This window comes from Sulfitobacter sp. HI0027, assembly GCF_001634775.1.
Lineage (GTDB): Bacteria > Pseudomonadota > Alphaproteobacteria > Rhodobacterales > Rhodobacteraceae > Sulfitobacter.
In genome coordinates this window covers 1-17,498 of sequence record NZ_LWER01000192.1, presented here as the reverse complement: position 1 = coordinate 17,498, position 17,498 = coordinate 1, and the positions used below count along the sequence as shown (strand labels likewise).

Sequence of the window (17,498 nt, the reverse complement as noted above, 5' to 3'; positions counted from 1 at the left end):
AGCACATGATTCACTCGCTCTCTGGCCGTTTGCTGATCCTCACCACCATCTTTGTGATGCTGGCCGAAGTGCTGATTTTCGTCCCCTCCATCGCGCGGTTCCGCGAGGAATATATGCTGACCCGGCTGGAGCGGGCGCAGATCGCGTCGCTGGCGCTTTTGGCCGACGATATGCTCGACCCGGAGTTGGAGGCGGAGCTGCTGCGCAACGCCGAGGTCTTCAACGTGGTACTGCGCCGGGACGAAGCGCGGCAATTGGTGCTGGCCTCTCCGATGCCGCGGATGGTGTCGCAAACCTATGATTTGCGCGATGCCTCGGCGACGGTGTTGATCCGCGATGCCATGCTGCGACTGTTCCGGCCCGGCAATGAGGTGGTCCGCGTGATCGGCGCCCCGGTGCGCGAGGCGGGGTTGTTGATCGAAGTCACGATGGAGACCGCGCCGATGCGTGTGGCCATGCTCGACTACGGGATTCGCATCCTCATCCTCTCGGCCGTGATCTCAGTCATTACGGCGGTGCTTTTGTTCTTTGCCATGCGGGCTTTGCTGCTCAAGCCGATCAAGCGGGTGGCAGGGCATATGCAGCGCTACGCCGCCGCGCCCGAGGACGCCCGGCGGATCATTGAGCCCTCCGCCAGTGTCACCGAATTGCGCGAGGCTGAAGTGGCGCTTCAGAAGCTCCAGACGGACCTGACACAGGCGCTGAAACAGAAAGAGCGTTTGGCCCAATTGGGCAGCGCGGTCAGCAAGATCAGCCATGATCTGCGCAATATCCTCACCTCGGCGCAGCTGTTCACCGACCGGATCGAGATGTCCGAAGACCCAACGGTCAAACGCATGGCGCCCAAGCTCGTCAGTTCCATCACCCGTGCGGTGCACCTATGCGAATCGACACTGGCTTTCGGCAAGGCCGAAGAGCCGGGACCGACGCTGACCCTCATGCTGCTGGAAGAGCTGGTGGAAGAGGTCATCGACGGCGAACGCCTTGCCGACCCCGAAAGCGACATCAGCTTTGCCGCCGACATCCCCGCGAATCTGACCGTGCGAGCGGACCCCGAGCAAATGTACCGCGTGCTGGCCAATCTGATGCGGAACGCCCGGCAGGCGATTACCGCCACCGGCAAACCGGGCGAAGTCTATTTGCGGGCCGAGGATATGAGCGATGCGTGGTGCGTCACCGTCAGCGACACCGGCCCCGGCCTGCCACCGAAAGCGCGAGAGCACCTTTTTACCGCGTTTCAGGGCGGTGCGCGCAAAGGTGGGTCGGGCTTGGGTCTGGTGATCGCATCCGAACTGGTGCGCGGCCACGGCGGCACCTTGGCCCTGCGCAGCAGTGGGCCGGAAGGGACGGTTTTTGACATAACGCTGCCCAAGGGGGACGGCACCCTATAGATTTTCGCAGAAAATTGCATTTCCTCAAAACGAGGGCTTGCAACTCCCCGGGGCTAAGACTAAACCCCCGCTCAGTGGACCGATAGCTCAGCTGGATAGAGTACCTGACTACGAATCAGGGGGTCGGGGGTTCGAATCCTCCTCGGTCCGCCACTACCCAAAATTGAAGAACGCAGCGCTTTCGGGGCGCCTCACCCGTCTTTCGGCGGGTTGTAAAAGCCCGTGTCGCGGTAGGGCTGGTCAAAGGCGTGATCCATCAATTCCAGATGGTCTTGGCCGTAATACATGTCTCCATTCAGAAAATAGCTGGGCGAGCCGAAGATGCCGCGGGCGATCGCCTCTTCGGTGTTCTTGGCGTGAATGGCCTGAACGTCTGCATCCATCGCCTGCGCGATCAGAGCGTCGCTGTCGGGATCAATCGCAGCGGCCGCGCGGCGCAGATGCTCGGGATTCGCGAGATCGATATCATCGCGCCAATGTGCCTGAAGAATCGCAAAAGAAAGCGCATCAACATCGCGCCCAGCCCGCGCGGCGGCGATCAGGTAACCGTTTGAAAGGTCGAGCGCATTGTCGTGATGCGTGGGGCGGTGGTTGAGGATGTCCAGCCCGCGATACTGCGCCCAACGGGTGATCTCTCTGCCAAAGAAATAGTCGATATAATGGGGGGTGAAGCCACGAAAATGGGACACCCGACCAGCTGCGATCACCGGATAAAGATCAAAGGGACGGTGGATGAGCTTCGCACCACGGGCGGCGCAAATTTCCAGCAGTTTGCGATGCCCGAGATAGGCGTAAGCGGAATGGGCGGAGTAGAAATATTCAATCGTGTCCAACGTCGGCTCCCTCTGTTGCGCGCATCATGGCGGAAACCGATGTGCAGGCAAGGACGGAGGCCGAAAGGTGAGGGTAGAATCGCGAAAGCGCTAAAAGCAGAGCAGCTAAATCGGCGAAAGTCGCTCAATACCGAGTTTTGGGTGTGGTGTTTGCCCGAGGGCGGGGCGCAATCGCGCGGGCCTGCCGGGGCTGGGGGCGCTGCTTTGCCACGAGAGCCAAGGCCACCGCGGCTGCGATCAGTATCAGGAATTCGTACGTCCACATGAGCCATTCCTCCTAAGGCATGTTCATAGGGTTAACGACGCCTGTGCTCGCTGGGTTCCGCCCTCCTGCCGGAGGCGGCGGTCTTTGGCCGAGGCCGTAATGAAAAGCGCCGGCGCATGCCAGCGGATGGCCTTATCGGTTCAATTGTTGTTCGGGCATCAGGCCATTTGGCGCGTGACGGCCATCGTAGCGACGGCGGGCTGGGGCAGCAGCGATGTGATCACGCAGGCAGGGTACGATGCGATTGTCCTGCACCGCCTGGGCCATGGTCTTGGCAGTGACGTACATGAGCCGCGTAAAGTCGCGGCGCATTCCGATCCGGTACTGGCCGAGCGAATGTCTTTTTGATCGAGCGGGGCATTTATCTGGAGTGCAAATTCGCCGTACGCTTGGAGAAGATCGTGATCCTGCGCGCCGATGGTCTGGAAATCTTCTCGGAAATGCCGCGCGAGGTGCAGCGCCGCAGCTAAAAAAGTGGCCAAAGCGGCGAAAATACGCACGCTTTGGCCTGGAGGGAGACAGAGAGAGAGAGAGAGAGAGAGAGAGAGAGAAAGAGAGAAGGGGGCGCGTGGTTAGGAGGTGCCGCGTGCCATGTTTTCAAAAATGCTTTTCATATGGCTGTCGAACTCATTCCACGTGATGACGGCCCGGTTGCCCGCATGGCCGTGATAATAGGACCGGCCCGTTGACGTGGGCAGCCCGGCCCAGATGCGGGCGAGGTTCTCCATAAAGCGATGGCGGCTGATCTTGCCCTTCATGAAGGGGGTAAAGCCCGCATCTTCGAGCAACAGGTCGGCCAATAGGTCTTGGACCCGTGGGGTAAAGACGTCACTTTTGCTCAGCCCGGCTTCGGCGACGAGCGTTTTCAAGGTGTTGGGGATGAACTGGTAGCGCCCAATGGCATGGGGCTGGCCGGGGGTGGCCGCGATCCAGCGGTAGATTTCGCCGATGGTCATGCTTGTGGGGCGCTTCGGCGGCTTGACCCTTGCCCCGTGTTGCACCGCGTCATAGCCTTTGCCCCCGGCCTCAGCCGACGCGATGACATGGCGCACGGCGGCGGATGGGCCCCCGCGCGTGGGAATGGCAAGCTTGCGCGGTGCGCGTTTGGCGGTCGTCTTGATCATGCTGCGGTTAAGGTAAATGCGGTCCTCCGAAGCGGAGGGTGACAGGGCGAGATTCAAGCCGGTGACGGCGATCTTCCTGCTGTCGAAGCGGGCGAAATCATTTGCATTTGCCGCACCGGAAAGGGTGGCGGCGATCAGGCAAAAGGCAGTGCTGGCAGCGAGCTTTTTCATCTGGGTTTCCCATCTGGGTTGGATGTTGCGTTGACCCTGATCATGCGCCCTTAAAATCGATATTTCATTAATGCGGACAGCTAGTTAGCGTCTCGAAAGGATAGCCGGTCCGGCGCTAGGAATAGGCCAGGTCACCTTTGGAGCGCAGCAGCGCTCTGAAAGAGGAATGAGCCACGTTCCAGATGCGCTTGGAACGTGGCTCTCCCTCGGGGCTGAGTCTCCCGGTCAGCTTCCGAGGAACTGGTCGAACTGGGTCCAGAGTGAATTGTCCAACAGCAAGTTGAACCGGAAATAGAACCCTTCGTCATAGAGGCCGCTTTGCCCTGCCACCCGGCCACGGGCCTTGTTGTAGCCGAGCGCCAGCAGGATACCTTCGCGCGGGGTAAAGCCGAATTCAGCGCCGATCCCGTTGGAAGAGTTGCCCTCGCTGTCCCACAGATGCGTGGCGTTGAGGCCGAGTTGGAAACGGTCATCGCCGAATTCGTAGTTCAGACCGCCTTGGATCAGCTGCGTGGTGGTATTGGCCGCCGCGCCGGCATGGGTGCCGATCTTTTGGTACTGGCCGGCATATTTGCCGTTGATCCGAAGGTCGGCGTCGATCTCGTAATTCGCATCGATCGACCATAGGTGCGTTTCCGTGCTGGCGTGTTTCTCCTCCAGCCGGTGTTCGTACCACGCCAGCACATCAAGGCGGGCGTTGTCCTTGGGGCGATAGGCTGCGCCGATGCGGGTGCGCATACGGCGGGAGTCTTCGCTATCGCGCCGATCAAGCGCGGCACGGCTGCGCGCCAGAACGGTCAGGTCCGGGGTGACATTGCCCGCGATGCCGATGCTGGCGTAGTGGGTTTTGCCGGATTCTTCCCATGTGGTCTCCAGTTCGGCATCACCGACCCAATCGCCATCCGCCGACTGCCAGCTTGTGCCGATTGCGAATGATGTTAGCTCACCGTCATCGGTCTCAAGGTTGCGCGAATGCTCGAGATCGGCGCGCAGATTGGTGCTTTCGTTGATGTCCCAATCGACCGACAGACCCTGCACCATGGTGGTGTCGCTTGTGCCGCCGGCTTTGGTCATCTCGGTCCGACCAGTAACCCATTCGTTCAGCGTGTAGGTGAAACCATAGGCGGCGCGGGTGACCAGCTCGTCACTGCCGAATTGAAGCTCGATCTCATTATAGACGCGCCAACCGTTCTTAGGCTCGTCATAGAGGCCGAGGGTCAGTTCAGTGGGGGCGTCACCACCGAGCGGCGCGCGCAGCTGGGCTTCGATCACGGTGCCGAGACGGGCCGCTGGGGTCCAATGCGCGCCGAGGATGAGGGCGGTGTCGGTCTCGCTGCCGCTGGCGGTGCGGTCGCGGCTGTATTCAAGACCAATCTCGCCGCGCAGGGTCTTGCTCAGATGCCGCGAATAGATCGCATCCACGGTCAGCCGAGCGCTGTCGTTGACCCGGTCACGGGTGTATTCCGCGCCAAAGGCGATGTCGCTGCGCTGATCGATCTCTTCGCCATAGCTTAGGCGGACTTGGCTGGTGCCCGGGCGGGCCAGCCCGCCCTGAGCGTAGAAATCGCGCCCGGTGTGGATCGCCTCGAAAGCGAAATGGCGGGTCTCGGTCTTCAGCTCGTAGGACAGGCGCGCGGCGGTGTCGTTCTCGCCCATGGCGTTTTCCGAGCGGGCGACTTCGGCCTCCCACAGACCGCCTTGGCGGTCTTCGCGCTGGATATAGGCAGAGTGCATCCGCTGGCGGGCCGTGTTGCCAAGGGGGGCGTCGGCATGCACCGCACGGGCGCCGATGGAGGTCCGCTCGGACAGGGCATAGTTCACCTCGCCTCCGTAGAGCCAATAGGCCTCGGCGCCCTCGGCTTCGACCTCATAGGTCACGCGGATTGACACGGGGTTGCCGTCAAGGTCGAATTGGCGCACCGGCGTGTCGAAGGTGATCGTGTTGCGGAAGAAGTCGAGCAAGTAGTCGGTGCCGCGCAGCAGGGGCGTGGCCGATAGGATATCGCCGCCATCTTCGTCCCGAACAAGGATTTCCACACGCTCGGACCCCTGCACATAGCCGCTCAGGTCAAGGTCATAGGGGCCAGAAACACCGCGCCCGCGGATTTCCTGTTCCTGCTGCTCCTGCGCGGTGCGGGCCGCAAAGACGGTGACCGATACGCGGTCGTTCTCCCAGTGGCCTTTTGCGCCGGTTGCGACACGTTGCAGGCCACCCAGTTTCAGCGCGCTGGCTTCAGGCTCAATGGCGATATCGCCGTAGAGGACGTAAGAGCGGCCCTTCTCCACCTTCACGAAAAGGTTGGACGAAGATTGCGCATCGGCACCGCGTTCGGAATTGTCGCCATAGACGGGGTAGTATTCCTCTCCGCGGATGTCGCGGAACAGGCTGTCTTCGGTGTCACGGTCCGAGCTGTAGCGCAGGGTCAGCAGGGCGTCGCCACGGATCACCCCTTTGAGGTAAAGCTCACCGCGGATCCCGGTTGTGGTATCTTCGAAAGCGCTGATGCGGTCTTCTTCGATGACGTTGCCCGCGTCCCCGCTCAGCGATACCGCGCCTTCGATCACGCCGATCAGAACCCGTTCGTTCAGATCCGGGGTGAAGGTCAGCCGCGCTTCAGCCTCGCCAAAGGACGACCGTATGGTGATCAGATCGGGGCCAGAGGCCTGCGGTGGGATCAGGTTAAAGGTCGCCTCGCCATTGTCGAGATAGGCCTGCACGCCGGGCGCGCTGCTGCGGATGTCGGTCACATCCCAAAGCGACCGGCGGGCCGAGAGGGTCACCGTGCCGGACGCGGGCACCGGGCGACCCCGGGCGTCGAGCACGCGCACCACCACCGGCACCACAGAAGCGGGATTGGCCGCGGCGGTTTCCGGCAAGAGGATCTCGATCCGGGCGGGTTTGCCGGGCGCGGTAAGGCGCAGTGCCTTGCGGACACGTTCGATGCCAAAGCCGTCACGGCCCACCAGGGTCAGCACGTTCTCGCCCGAGCCCAGCTTCACCGCCACATATTCCAGCGCCTGCACGTTGTTCTTTTCCAGACTGGTGCGCTCTCCTACCCGGTCGCCGCCAAGCTCGCGGCCATTCACCAAAAGCGTCAGCGTCAGGTCAGCCTTGCCCTTAATCCGGATGTTCTGGGTGGCGCGGGTGACGGCGGTGTCTTCGGCAAAGTCGACAAAGCCGGGGGCGCTATCAAGGTTCGGGATCATGCTGTCGAGCGTTTGGCGCTGCGCCGAGGCACGGGCGGCTTGAGCCACAGAGGAGGCGTCGACTCCGGCCTCTTCGTTTTGTGCGGCAACCATGCCGGGGGTCAGCTGGGTGGTGGTGGCGATGCCAGCCTCGCCGCGCACCGACCGGGTGCTGCTGCGCTGGCCGTCGATCGGCAGATCGGTTGCATTCACGCCCGGGGTCTGACGTTTTCCGGCGAAATGATTACGACGTTTGCTGACTTCCTTGAGCGCTTCGGGGGTGCATTGGGCCACGGCAAAGTTCTCGGTTCTAAGCTCGCCCTTTTTCAGTGGCACCACGCGCGACCCACCGCGGCGCAGATCGTTGGTGCGGGTCACTTGCACCGCACTCCCAGCGGGGAGGGTTTCGGGCTGCACGAGGAAAGCGTGGGTCACCGGGCGCATGCCGTTGAGCGAATAGGCACCATTGATATCGGTCACAACGAAGAGCCCTTCTTGGGTCACGATGCGCACGCCGGGAATGCCCGGCTCATCCTTGGCGCGGTCGCGCAGACCGTTGCCGTTGCAATCCATGAACACGGCGCCCAGAACGGTGCCCTGCCGGGCAAATACGCCGCCCGAATTGTCGAGCCGTACCATGGCGCGGGCGGTCTGCGACTGTTGCAGCGCCCCGGTGCCTGCTTGGCGGCCCGAAAGGATCGCGGTGTTTTCAATCCGGCCTTCGCGGGCTGCGGCAGAGAATTGCATCACATAGGACAGCTCATGGCCTGTCAGCGGCTCAAGCATGCCCACGTCAAAGCGCAGATCACCGTTGCCGATCTCTTGCGGATCGTCCAGCGGCTCACCGTTAAGGGTGACCGTGCCGGGAACGAAGTTCACACCATAGGCCGGGCGGTCGAGGATCTCGCCACCGATCAGGGCCTGATGCATGTTGTTGGTAAAGCTGAGCGTATAGGTGACGAATTCACCATGGCCCACGCTGTCGAGGTCCGCGGCCTTGTCCAAGGCCAGCGGCGTGCCGTAATTCGGATCCACCGGAATATCGGAGACGAAAAGCGCGCCGCCCGCGTGGTTGAAGGCGTTGCCCCAACCTGCATCCATCACCTTGCGGCCCATCCCGGCATAGTCCAGCCGGGCGGAGGGGAAGACCCAAGTGGGCGCATCCATCACGGCATAGCGGTAGTCGCCTTCGGGCATTTCGGAGAAGGTGAAGAACCCGCGTTGGTCAGTCTGCGTGCGGGCCATTTCATTGCCCGTACGCGCATCGACAAGGGCGACAGACACATCGGCAACCGGGGCGTTCGAGACAGAGTTGAACAGGAAATTTCCGGGGTTGATCATCAGATTGTCTTCAAGCACCTCACTGTCGCAGGTCGCCGTGGCGATGAAGCTGTCGCCAAAGTCTGTGGCCATGACCTGATCCCCGGCGACGGCGGGCGACATCTGCGCCAACGGCAGGGCGGGGGTGAGGAAGATGCCGGTATTCGCGCCGGTCTCGGTCGCGATGATCGTTTCCACGTCGCCGGTCAGCATGCTGCGGATCGTCACCGCTGTGCTGTCGACCTCGGTGCTGACGTTGCAGGTGCCTGAGGTGAGACGCAGACGGGTGTCGCTGCCCGGTGTGCCATAGGGCTGATCGGCGCCGGTTTCGGGGTGCTCGAACACCAATGTGCCAGCTGTCTCCGACTCGCGGTCATAGATCACGGTGTTGGAGGCCAGCAGTAGGGTGCTCTCTTGGTTGTTGTAAAAGGCGGAGGCGGTGTTGTGCACCTCGACCTTGCCCAAGGCGGCAGGCACGTGCACCGAAAAGCTGGGATCGGTGGCATGGCCGATGGCGTAGTCGCCCTCATGAAAGAAGGCCACCGCATCCACATCGTGGGAAAGCCCTGCGGGGACCACGCTGAGGTATTGGTGCGCGGGGGCGCCGCGCATATGAACGAGGGCCGTCATGGTCCCCGAATCCTGCACCGTGTTGAACACGGTATTCAGCGGGATCGCATCGCGCAGCAAGACACCGGTCCGGGGTGTGCCGTCGATCACGATGGGCTGGCCGTCGATCTGCGGATAGCCAAAGGCGTCCCGCTCAGAGTCGTTGCGCAACCGCAGGGTGTAGGTGATGAGCGCGCCTTCGTCGTTTTCTGAGACGACCTGCTCTTTGGAAACTTCGAGCCCGCCTTCTTCGACGCGCGAGACCCCCACCGCTTCTTCGCTCAGGCTTTGGCCATCCTCGGTCACGGCAGAGGCCGTCAACATGCTGGCGAACTGGGTGCTTACAGGGGTCTCTGCGGAAATGCGGAACTCATAGATCAGTTGCAGCCGCTCTCCCGCCGCGAGCATGATGGGCGCGGACATGTCGACCGCCCGGTCTTCGACATCGATCAGGCCGTTGCCGTTCAGGTCGGGGAAAAGCGATTGGCGGGACATCATTTGGGCGCTGCCCTGTTCGCCAATGCTGAGCGATGTGGAAAGCGGCACGTTGCCGGTGTTGATCACGTCGAAATGGTAGCGGCCAAAGGCGCCGCGGGTCAGCAGAAGGTCGGAGTAGCCGGTCACTTCCAGCCCGGGAACTGCGGCGACTTCGGCCCGAACCGGGTTTGAGAAGACACGTTCCATGATGCCAAGGGAGGTATTGAAATAGCTGACTTCTGCCACGTTGCGGATGAAAGACCCGGCGGGGGGCGGGGCGGCGGCGGCGGCGTGGGGCAGAAGGCTCAGGATCATTGCGGAGGCGCTGATCAGGGCCAGAGCCGGGCGGGCTTTAGACATAAGGAAACTGCGCATCAGCTTGCTCCTGTGCGATCCCTGGAAAGGGCATGAAATAATTGGGGAGACGGAAACGGGGGTAGAAGGGGGGGGGCGCCCCCGGGTGAGCGTTGCTCAGCCCGGGGGCACCGGAGAGGTCGGTTAGTCGTCGACCCGCACGGTGAACTCTACCCGGGCAAAGCCGCCGGGAAGGATCGTGCCATGTGTGCTCGATACGTTGGTCGAGGTGACGGTGGCCGTGCTGGTGCCCGGGAACAGGCTCTCTGGGCAGGCACCGCCACAGTTTGTGACCGCGGTATAGGCCGGTGCGGCGTCCGAGATGATCACGTTGTCCGCCGCAGAGGCGCCCGTGTTCTCGGCTTCGACCATGTAGCGGATGCACTGGCCGGGCTCGACATCAAGACGGGTCTTGGTGAAGGTGCCCACGGTGCCATCGCAGCCCGCGTCGATATACTGATACTTGCTCAGTGTGACATCGCCCGAGATGATGACCACGCGGTCTTCGACGACGTTGTTGGTCTGGTCGATATCGGTCCCGGTACCGTTCAACGTGTTGTTGATCGAGATCGTGCCGACTTCGGAGACACCTTGGGTGGCTGTCGATGGCGTCTGCACGCGGTAGATCAGCGAGATGCTGTCGCCCGGAGCAAGCCCGTTGACGCCCGGCGAAACACCATCGGTCAGGTCATCGAAGTTGTCGATCACCGGCTCGGATGGATCGATCACGCCGTTGCCGTTCTGGTCCCAGAAGATCGCGCCGGAGAAGTTGGTCAGACCGGATTCGGTGATCGACGCCTCGGTGATGGCCACGTTCCCTTCGTTCGAAATGGTGTGGAGGATGTCCACGATACCACCCGGCGAAGCCTGCGCGCTTTGGTTTTCGATGATCTTCACATCGTAGATTTCGTTGACCGTGACTTGGTTGACGATACGGTCACCTTGTCCGGAGACGGAAGATACGACCGCGATGTCGACCAAGGTATCGCCGGGCAGGGCGTCATCTGCCGGGGTGATCACCGCGCGGATAGCCTGCGATCCACCTGCTGGGATGGTGCCTGTGTTCGACACGATCGACCCGTCTGGCAGTTGGAACTCAACCGTCCAGCCTGCGGGCAGGGCTTGATCCAGCGACAGGTTGAAGCTGTCCGAGGTCGGGCCGTTGTTTTCGACCAGCATGTCAAAGACGACCGGTGCGCCGGGGTCTGTCGACTGGGTGACCCACGGGTTGCCACCGTTTGTCGGAGCCGCGCCATCGCCTTCGGAACCGACGACAGCGTTTTCGAGGTCGACCGAAGCTGCAAGCACCGCGCCGGAGAATTCAGCGGTCGACACGTCGCTGACGCCCGAGTTGTCCGAGGTCGTGGTAAGGATCGCGGTGTAGTTGGTGGTGGCGGTCGGTGTGACATTGGTCGGCAGGGTGGCTATCAACGTCACCTTCGCGCTGTCACCGATACCCAAGGGGCCCACAGAGCCGACCACCGGGGTGACACCGTCCGCGCCGACAAAGCGGAAGGTGGTGCCCGCGGGGAAGTCGTCGTTGGCCACGTCAAGGGTCAGGCTGTCCGGGCTGTTGGAAAGGTTGGTCAGCACGAATTCCTGACGGATCACGCCGCCTTGGTAGACATCGCCGGTTTCCGTGACGACATCGTTGCTCGCGGCGTCATCGTCGGTGCCCGAGGCAATTGCCGCATTGGCGGTGCCGTTGGAGTTGATCGCGGTATCGGCAATCGCCACCGCATATTGGTTGTCGACGGTGACAGAGGCAGTGTTCGACGGCGGAAAGGCTACGCCATCAACGTCCTGGGTGGCCACGTTGGTGATGATGCCTGCATTGGCGGTATCCGCGATCACGGCACGGAAGGTCACCTCACCCGAGCGGCCAGAGCCAACAGAGGAGATCAGGAAGTTGACGTTTTGCCCATCATCATAGTCCCAAGCGATCGTCTCGCCGGAGCCGTTTGTGGTGTCCACGACGGTGGAGCCGTTGTCATCGTCCAGCGGTGTAGCGGAGTCAGACCAGCGGGCCGAGCCGGGTACGTAGGTCAGGCGGCCATCGAGCACGTCCTGCACAGAGTAGTTGTTGGCGGCAGCAAGACCGGTGCTGGAGTAGGTCAGCGTGATGGTCACTTCGTCGCCCGCGTCAATGATGTTGGGATTGCCGCCCGAGGCCGGGTCCGCTGTCATCGATTTGACCAACTCGACAATCGCGTCGTTGGAGATTGTCAGCGTGTCTGTGTTGGTAATAAGTACGGTACCGTCAAGGTTGGAAGTCGCTGTCACAGTGATCGTATCGGAACCGGACGCTGTCGAAGGGGCGGTGGCTTCGATCACAACGCCGAACTGTTCGCCGGGTGCCAGAGTTGGTGTTTCAGTCAACGGAGTGGCGCTATCGGCCACGCCGTCCATATTGGCATCAGGATAAAAGACCAACGGCTGCAAATCGAGCGTCCCGCTGCTGTCTTCTGCCGCCTCCAGCAAGAATGCATCTGCACCGTTACCGTCGTTGGTGATGATGTGAGGCAAGAAAGCTTTGCCGCCGGGGGCAATTGTTTCCGTGTTGTCCGAGGTCATGGAGACACCAGCAACTTGCTGAACGATCGTCTCAACGGTGTTGGAGGTTACCGTGATCGTGTCGCCCGCCGCGTTGGTATAGGTCGCGACGGCTTGGTTGCCGATGACCGAACCCGCTTCGGGTGCCGCGAAAGCGACAGTGCCGATCACGGCGGTAAGAGCAACGGCGCTCACGGAGCGCAGGAAGGTTGTATGGTTTTTCACGTTAATATTCCCTAGTTCTATAGTAGTTGGAGAGAGAGTGGAGAGAGAGAGGCGCCGGATTTAGTTCAGGCGCACGCGGTAGCTGTTGAAGGCCGAGGCGCCTGCTTCGAGCGGTTCCGAGAGGGTCCAGCGCACGGCGGCGACGGCTTCTTCGGGAAGGGGCTCTTCAATCATATTGCCATTGGCATCGACGACCTTGCGGGTGGCGGGAACGGTCGACCATTCCAGCCCTTCCTGCTCTGGGTCCATCTCGGCCTGGACTTCAAAGACCGCGGCGACAGAGGTCACTTCGGCCCCAAGGGCGAGAGAGACGCCATCGGGAACCGGGGCGGCGATGACGAGCCCCTCCATCGCGCCTTCGGTCGTGTTCTGGTGGCGCAGCTCATAAGAGATCACCTCGCCCGGGCGGATCGTTTCACGCTCAACGAGGACTTCTTCGCCCTCGGCATTGGTTTCCACCACGCGGAAGGAGAATTCGCTCGTAAGCGCGTCGGCGGCAGCCGCGAAACCCGCGAGGGACAAGGCCGTACTCGCAATGAGTGTCTTGGATAATTGGGAGATATGGATACGCATCTAGTAGTTCCCTTGTGGGCCGGTGAAGAGCCGGCAGTTGCAATGAACGGACACGCTCATTGCGTTGTCCTGTTCTCATCTTCGGGGAACCGGATACCGATATCATCTGAGCGAAGGGTTAACTCGCTGAGCCTCTGGTCAGACGGTTAGTCGAAAGGATAGGCGCCCCTATCGGGTCGCGCCCCGGCCTATCATTTGGCGCGGGAATGGCGCTGGGGGCGGGGCGGATAGATGGTTAATTTTGCAGGGAAAAATGCAGTTTCCGAATCTTTGATCCGGTGCAAAACGTCAAAGGCTAAACGCAAAAACGCCCGCGCGGGGCGGCGATTATGGTTTACAAGCCAGAGGGGAAATTGGGCGCGCTACGGGGGGGGCGCGCAGGGTCCGGACCGGGGCGTTTCAGGCGGCGAAAACGGGCCTCAAACGAAGCCCGCGTCGCGCGCAATGATCGCTGCATCCGTACGATTCTTTGCGTCCAGTTTTCGGCAAAGTGTTTTCACGTGCAGTTTGATCGTCACTTCTTGCAGATCGAGGTCGCGCGCGATCTCTTTATTCGACTGCGCGCTCATCAATCCGCGCAGCACTTGGCGCTCACGCTCTGACAAGGCTTTCTCGAAATCCGTCTCTTCGGGATTGTCTTTGCCCGACATGAAGGTGACCGGGGCATAGGTCTCCCCGGCGGCCATAAAGCGGACCGCGTTGACCAGTGACTTGGCGGGCAGGGTTTTAGGCAGAAAGCCGATTGCCCCCATTTCCAACGCCTGTTCGGCGATCAGCCGGGTGGCGGTGCCAGAGATCAGACCGACGGGGCGGCCCTCGTTGATACCAAGCACGGTTTGCAGGCCCTGCAGTCCCTTCATTCCGGGCATCGTATAATCGAGCAGAACCAGATCGTAGGGCGGCTCGGACTTGATTTTGTCCAAGGCACCGGCCAGATCGCATGCCGCTTCGGTGACGGTCGCCCCATCGGCATCAAGGAACATGGCAATGGTCTCTCGAACCATGTCGTGATCATCGGCAATTAAAATACGCAAAGACATAATAGATCTCCTGAAGCCCAAATGGCCGGCGTTCTCTAATGGGTAGAGTGTGCCCGTTTGAAAAGAAAGATGAAAGCCCAAGGGACAAAGGGTGCAAAGGCATGCGCCGCTATCCTTTGGTATGGCAGGGCGGGGCGCTCGGGGGCAGGCGCGCCTATCCTTTGGTATAGGGGGGATGCGCTTCTGCGCATTCGCGCCTCTCATTAGGTCAGGGTATGGTCAGGTCATAACGCCAGATAAGGAACCAAGACATGATTTTTCAGAATCTTAGCAAGACCATCACCGCAGCCGCGCTCTCAATGGGCCTTGCTTCGGCGGTTGCCGCCCAAGACGAAGAGGCCGTGCTCAACGTGACGCTGGCCGGTGAAACCCATAACTTTACCCTGTCTGACCTGCAGTCGATGCCGGTTTCAAGCTTTGAAACGACAACCATCTGGACCGATGGCTCGCAGGAGTTCGAAGGCGTTTCCCTCAAGGATCTGTTCGACACGTTGAACGTCGAAGACGGCACGATCACCGCGACGGCCATCAATGACTATGCTGTGGAAATCCCGATGTCCGACGCCGTCGAAGGTGGCCCGATCATCGCCTACCACACCAATGGTGAGGAAATGTCGCGCCGGGACAAGGGGCCACTTTGGGTCGTCTACCCTTACGACAGCGACATCGCCTATCAGACTGAACTGGTCTACAGCCGGTCGATCTGGCAGCTTGACCGCATTAGTGTCGAGTAACTGACAATGGCGCAGAGGGCTTGGATGAACGACGCAGGAAAATTCGGACCCGCGCGCGCCAGAAGCCGACAGGTATTGATGCTTATCCTCGTGGCGGGGATGAGCATCGCCGCCTATCTGGCCTATAACGTCTGGGATCGGATTCAGGCGCTCGACAGTGCGCAGCAGGACCATGCCGAATGGGTCTTTACGCAGATCGAGATCGAATTCCTCAAGACCGACCGCGCCCTGGCGCAGGCAAAATCCGCCACGCCCGAGGCGCTGGACGAGTTCCGCAAAAGGTTCGACATCTTCTATAGCCGCGTTCTGCTGGCCGAACGGGTGCGCAACAACGCAAAGGCCAAGCCGAAAATCCGCGAGTTGCGGGCCTCGCTGGATGGGTTCCTGCCTGCGATCGACGGCTCTGATGCCGAACTGATCGCGGCATTGGACGATATCGACGCCATGTTGCGCAGCATCGAAGACGTGCCCCGCGAGATTGCCCTCGCCTCCATCGCAATCGCCAGCGAGATGTCCCAAAACGAACGCCATGAGATCGTGCGGCTGATCGAGGTGATGGCGGCGATCGTGTTGATCGTCACCCTTGCCTTGGTCGGCGCGGTCTACCGCCTGTCGCGGCAGGCCAGCCGGTTGAACCGCACCTCGCAATTGGTCGAAGAAAACCACCTGCGCCTTGCCACCACCCTTCAAGCATCGCTGGACGCCATCGTCGTTATCAACGACCACGGCGAGATCGAAGATTTCAACGGCTCCGCCGAAGAGATATTCGGAATCACCCATGAGGCCGCAAAGGGCAGGGACTATATCAGCCTGTTGATCCCGCCCGCCGACCGGAGCGTGCACCGCGAGCGGCTTGAGAAATTCCGCCTGACCGGAGAGACGGAGGTCGCCGATAAGGGGCGCCGCGAGTTTGAGATGATCGACCAAACTGGGCGCATTTTCCCGGTAGAAATGTCCGTGTCGCAATCGCCCATGGGACAGGGGTCGCTTTTCATCGCTTATATTCGGGATATCACCGAAAAGCGCCTCCGCGAGGCCGAGATCATTGCCGCGCGGGATGAAGCGCTTGACGCCTATCAGGAAAAATCTCGGTTCTTCGCCATGATGAGCCACGAGATGCGCACGCCGCTCAATGGTGTGATCTCGGCCCTGCAACTGCTGCAAGATGACCGGCTTGACGATGAGCAAAAGCGCTATCTCGATGCGGCGATGACCTCGGGTGAGATTTTGTTGGGCCATATCAATGACGTGCTGGCCATCGAGCGCAGTGAGGCTGGCACCTATGAACAGGTGCGTCAGACCTGTGACATGACGGTGCTGATGGCGGGAATCATCAACACGATGGACCCTTTGGCCGAGGCCGGGGGCACGCGGCTGCACCTAGATTTGACGCAGTTGGACGACAAGGCCATCGTGACGGACCCACGGGCGATCCAGCAGATTTTGGTCAACCTTCTGAGCAACGCGATCAAGTTTAGCCCCGGCGGTGATGTGACATTGCGCGGGTGGTTCGCCAAATCTGGCTCAGAAGGGGAGGAGTTCCACCTTGAGGTCGAGGATGACGGACCCGGCATTCCGGCGGGGGATATCGACCGTATCTTCGAAGACTTCGTTTCGCTCGACAGCCGCTATGAGCGGCGCACCGGGGGCACCGGTTTGGGGCTTGGGATCGTGCGTCGTTTGGTTAAACGTTTGGGCGGCGAGATTACCTGCGACTCGACCTTGGGAGAGGGGGCATGTTTCACGCTGCGCTTGCCGGTGAAGCTTGCTGATCTGGCAGAGGTCGACTGCGACGCCGCCCCCGACCCACAGAAAAAGCGCGTCGAGGCGTTACCGGCAAAGCGGCTCAACCTTCTGCTGGTGGACGACAATGAGATCAACCGCGAGCTAATCATGGCAATGCTTGAGAAGATCGGCCATGATGTCACCCTTGCCACCGGTGGGCGCGCGGCGATTGAGCTTGCCGAAGGCGCGCCCTTTGATGCGATCCTCATGGATATCTCCATGCCTGAGGTGAATGGCATTCAGGCGACCAAGGCGATTCTTTCCGGCGAAGGCCCCAACCGCGAAACGCCAATCATCGCCGTGACCGCCCACGCCTTGCCGAAAGAACGCGCGGAGTTCAGCGCGGTCGGGATGTCGGGGTTTTTGCAAAAGCCGCTGGATATGAAAGTGCTGCGTGCAAAGCTGCGCGGGCTTTCGGGGCGTGAGGTGATGCCGGAACAGGCCCTGCCAGAGCGTTTGGCCAGCGCGCAGACATCGGTGCAGGCGAAATCCGCGAAACGGCCTTTGTTGAACGAACAACAGATCGCGGACCTGATCGACCTATTGGGCGTGGAGAAACTGCGTGAGCGGGTGGATAAGCTTGGCCATCAGGGCGCGGATGACCTGCCCGCATTGATGGCCGCCGATGGCTTGCCCGATTTGCAGGCGCAGGCCCATGCCATGGCCGGGATGTGCGGCATGCTTGGGGCGGACCGGCTGCACGGCCTGCTCAAAGAGATCGAGACCGCCTGCAAGACCGGCAAAGACGACGAAGCGCGCGGGCTGTCAAAGGCTTTGCCCGAAACTTGGGACGCGACGCTGGCGGCAATGAAGGCGCAGGTCGGTCTGTAACGGGGCGTGTCTGACCGGGGGGGGGGG

Annotated in this window: 11 protein-coding genes and 1 tRNA gene; 6 read left to right on the top strand and 6 right to left on the bottom strand. The window is 61.2% G+C overall.

The window, feature by feature from the left end:
• Positions 1 to 5: 5 nt before the first annotated feature.
• A complete protein-coding gene (locus tag A3722_RS12580; protein WP_067627229.1) occupies positions 6 to 1,391 on the top strand; it encodes a sensor histidine kinase in 1,386 nt (461 codons plus the stop codon).
• A 76-nt stretch (positions 1,392 to 1,467) separates the two neighbouring features.
• Positions 1,468 to 1,544: transfer RNA gene (locus A3722_RS12575), tRNA-Arg, on the top strand.
• A 38-nt stretch (positions 1,545 to 1,582) separates the two neighbouring features.
• Here the strand turns inward: A3722_RS12575 and A3722_RS12570 are convergent.
• Entirely contained in the window at positions 1,583 to 2,224 is a 642-nt protein-coding gene (locus tag A3722_RS12570; RefSeq protein WP_067627227.1) for a 2-hydroxychromene-2-carboxylate isomerase, read from the bottom strand.
• 349 nt (positions 2,225 to 2,573) lie between these two features.
• Here A3722_RS12570 and A3722_RS12565 point away from each other — a divergent pair, with 349 nt between their 5' ends.
• Together A3722_RS12565 and A3722_RS25095 are read left to right on the top strand one after the other, a co-directional pair.
• Positions 2,574 to 2,837, top strand: a complete 264-nt coding sequence (locus tag A3722_RS12565; protein ID WP_150120126.1) for a M24 family metallopeptidase — start codon at positions 2,574 to 2,576, stop codon at positions 2,835 to 2,837.
• A complete protein-coding gene (locus tag A3722_RS25095) occupies positions 2,834 to 2,959 on the top strand; it encodes a hypothetical protein (protein WP_260010321.1) in 126 nt (41 codons plus the stop codon). The genes A3722_RS12565 and A3722_RS25095 overlap by 4 nt, the downstream gene beginning before the upstream one ends.
• A gap of 102 nt (positions 2,960 to 3,061) precedes the next feature.
• Here the strand turns inward: A3722_RS25095 and A3722_RS12560 are convergent, their stop codons facing one another.
• The 5 genes from A3722_RS12560 to A3722_RS12540 form a co-directional block, all read right to left on the bottom strand.
• Entirely contained in the window at positions 3,062 to 3,784 is a 723-nt protein-coding gene (locus A3722_RS12560; protein ID WP_067627223.1) for a hypothetical protein, read from the bottom strand.
• Between the two features lie 225 nt (positions 3,785 to 4,009).
• Positions 4,010 to 9,751 (bottom strand): hypothetical protein, encoded by a 5,742-nt coding sequence (locus A3722_RS12555; RefSeq protein ID WP_150120477.1) that lies wholly within the window; start codon positions 9,749 to 9,751, stop codon positions 4,010 to 4,012.
• 123 nt (positions 9,752 to 9,874) lie between these two features.
• Positions 9,875 to 12,508, bottom strand: a complete 2,634-nt coding sequence (locus tag A3722_RS12550) for a beta strand repeat-containing protein (RefSeq protein WP_067624326.1) — start codon at positions 12,506 to 12,508, stop codon at positions 9,875 to 9,877.
• A gap of 60 nt (positions 12,509 to 12,568) precedes the next feature.
• The gene (locus A3722_RS12545) at positions 12,569 to 13,081 is read right to left on the bottom strand and encodes a hypothetical protein (RefSeq protein ID WP_067624323.1); all 513 of its coding nucleotides are present in this window, start codon (positions 13,079 to 13,081) and stop codon (positions 12,569 to 12,571) included.
• Between the two features lie 419 nt (positions 13,082 to 13,500).
• A complete protein-coding gene (locus A3722_RS12540; protein WP_067624320.1) occupies positions 13,501 to 14,121 on the bottom strand; it encodes a response regulator transcription factor in 621 nt (206 codons plus the stop codon).
• Positions 14,122 to 14,372: 251 nt separating this feature from the next.
• Between A3722_RS12540 and A3722_RS12535 the strand changes: the two genes are divergently transcribed.
• Both A3722_RS12535 and A3722_RS12530 read left to right on the top strand, forming a co-directional pair.
• Complete coding sequence (locus A3722_RS12535; protein ID WP_067624317.1) at positions 14,373 to 14,855, top strand: molybdopterin-dependent oxidoreductase; 483 nt, start codon at positions 14,373 to 14,375, stop codon at positions 14,853 to 14,855.
• Positions 14,856 to 14,879: 24 nt separating this feature from the next.
• Positions 14,880 to 17,471 (top strand): hybrid sensor histidine kinase/response regulator, encoded by a 2,592-nt coding sequence (locus tag A3722_RS12530; protein ID WP_067624314.1) that lies wholly within the window; start codon positions 14,880 to 14,882, stop codon positions 17,469 to 17,471.
• Positions 17,472 to 17,498: the final 27 nt, after the last annotated feature.

Excerpts from the sequence above, each read along its gene's own strand:
- A3722_RS12580 (WP_067627229.1), top strand. The coding sequence starts at position 6 with ATGATTCACTCGCTCTCTGGCCGTTTGCTGATCCTCACCACCATCTTT.
- A3722_RS12560 (WP_067627223.1), bottom strand. The coding sequence starts at position 3,784 with ATGAAAAAGCTCGCTGCCAGCACTGCCTTTTGCCTGATCGCCGCCACC.
- A3722_RS12555 (WP_150120477.1), bottom strand. The coding sequence starts at position 9,751 with ATGCGCAGTTTCCTTATGTCTAAAGCCCGCCCGGCTCTGGCCCTGATC.
- A3722_RS12545 (WP_067624323.1), bottom strand. The coding sequence starts at position 13,081 with ATGCGTATCCATATCTCCCAATTATCCAAGACACTCATTGCGAGTACG.
- A3722_RS12540 (WP_067624320.1), bottom strand. The coding sequence starts at position 14,121 with ATGTCTTTGCGTATTTTAATTGCCGATGATCACGACATGGTTCGAGAG.
- A3722_RS12535 (WP_067624317.1), top strand. The coding sequence starts at position 14,373 with ATGATTTTTCAGAATCTTAGCAAGACCATCACCGCAGCCGCGCTCTCA.
- A3722_RS12530 (WP_067624314.1), top strand. The coding sequence starts at position 14,880 with ATGAACGACGCAGGAAAATTCGGACCCGCGCGCGCCAGAAGCCGACAG.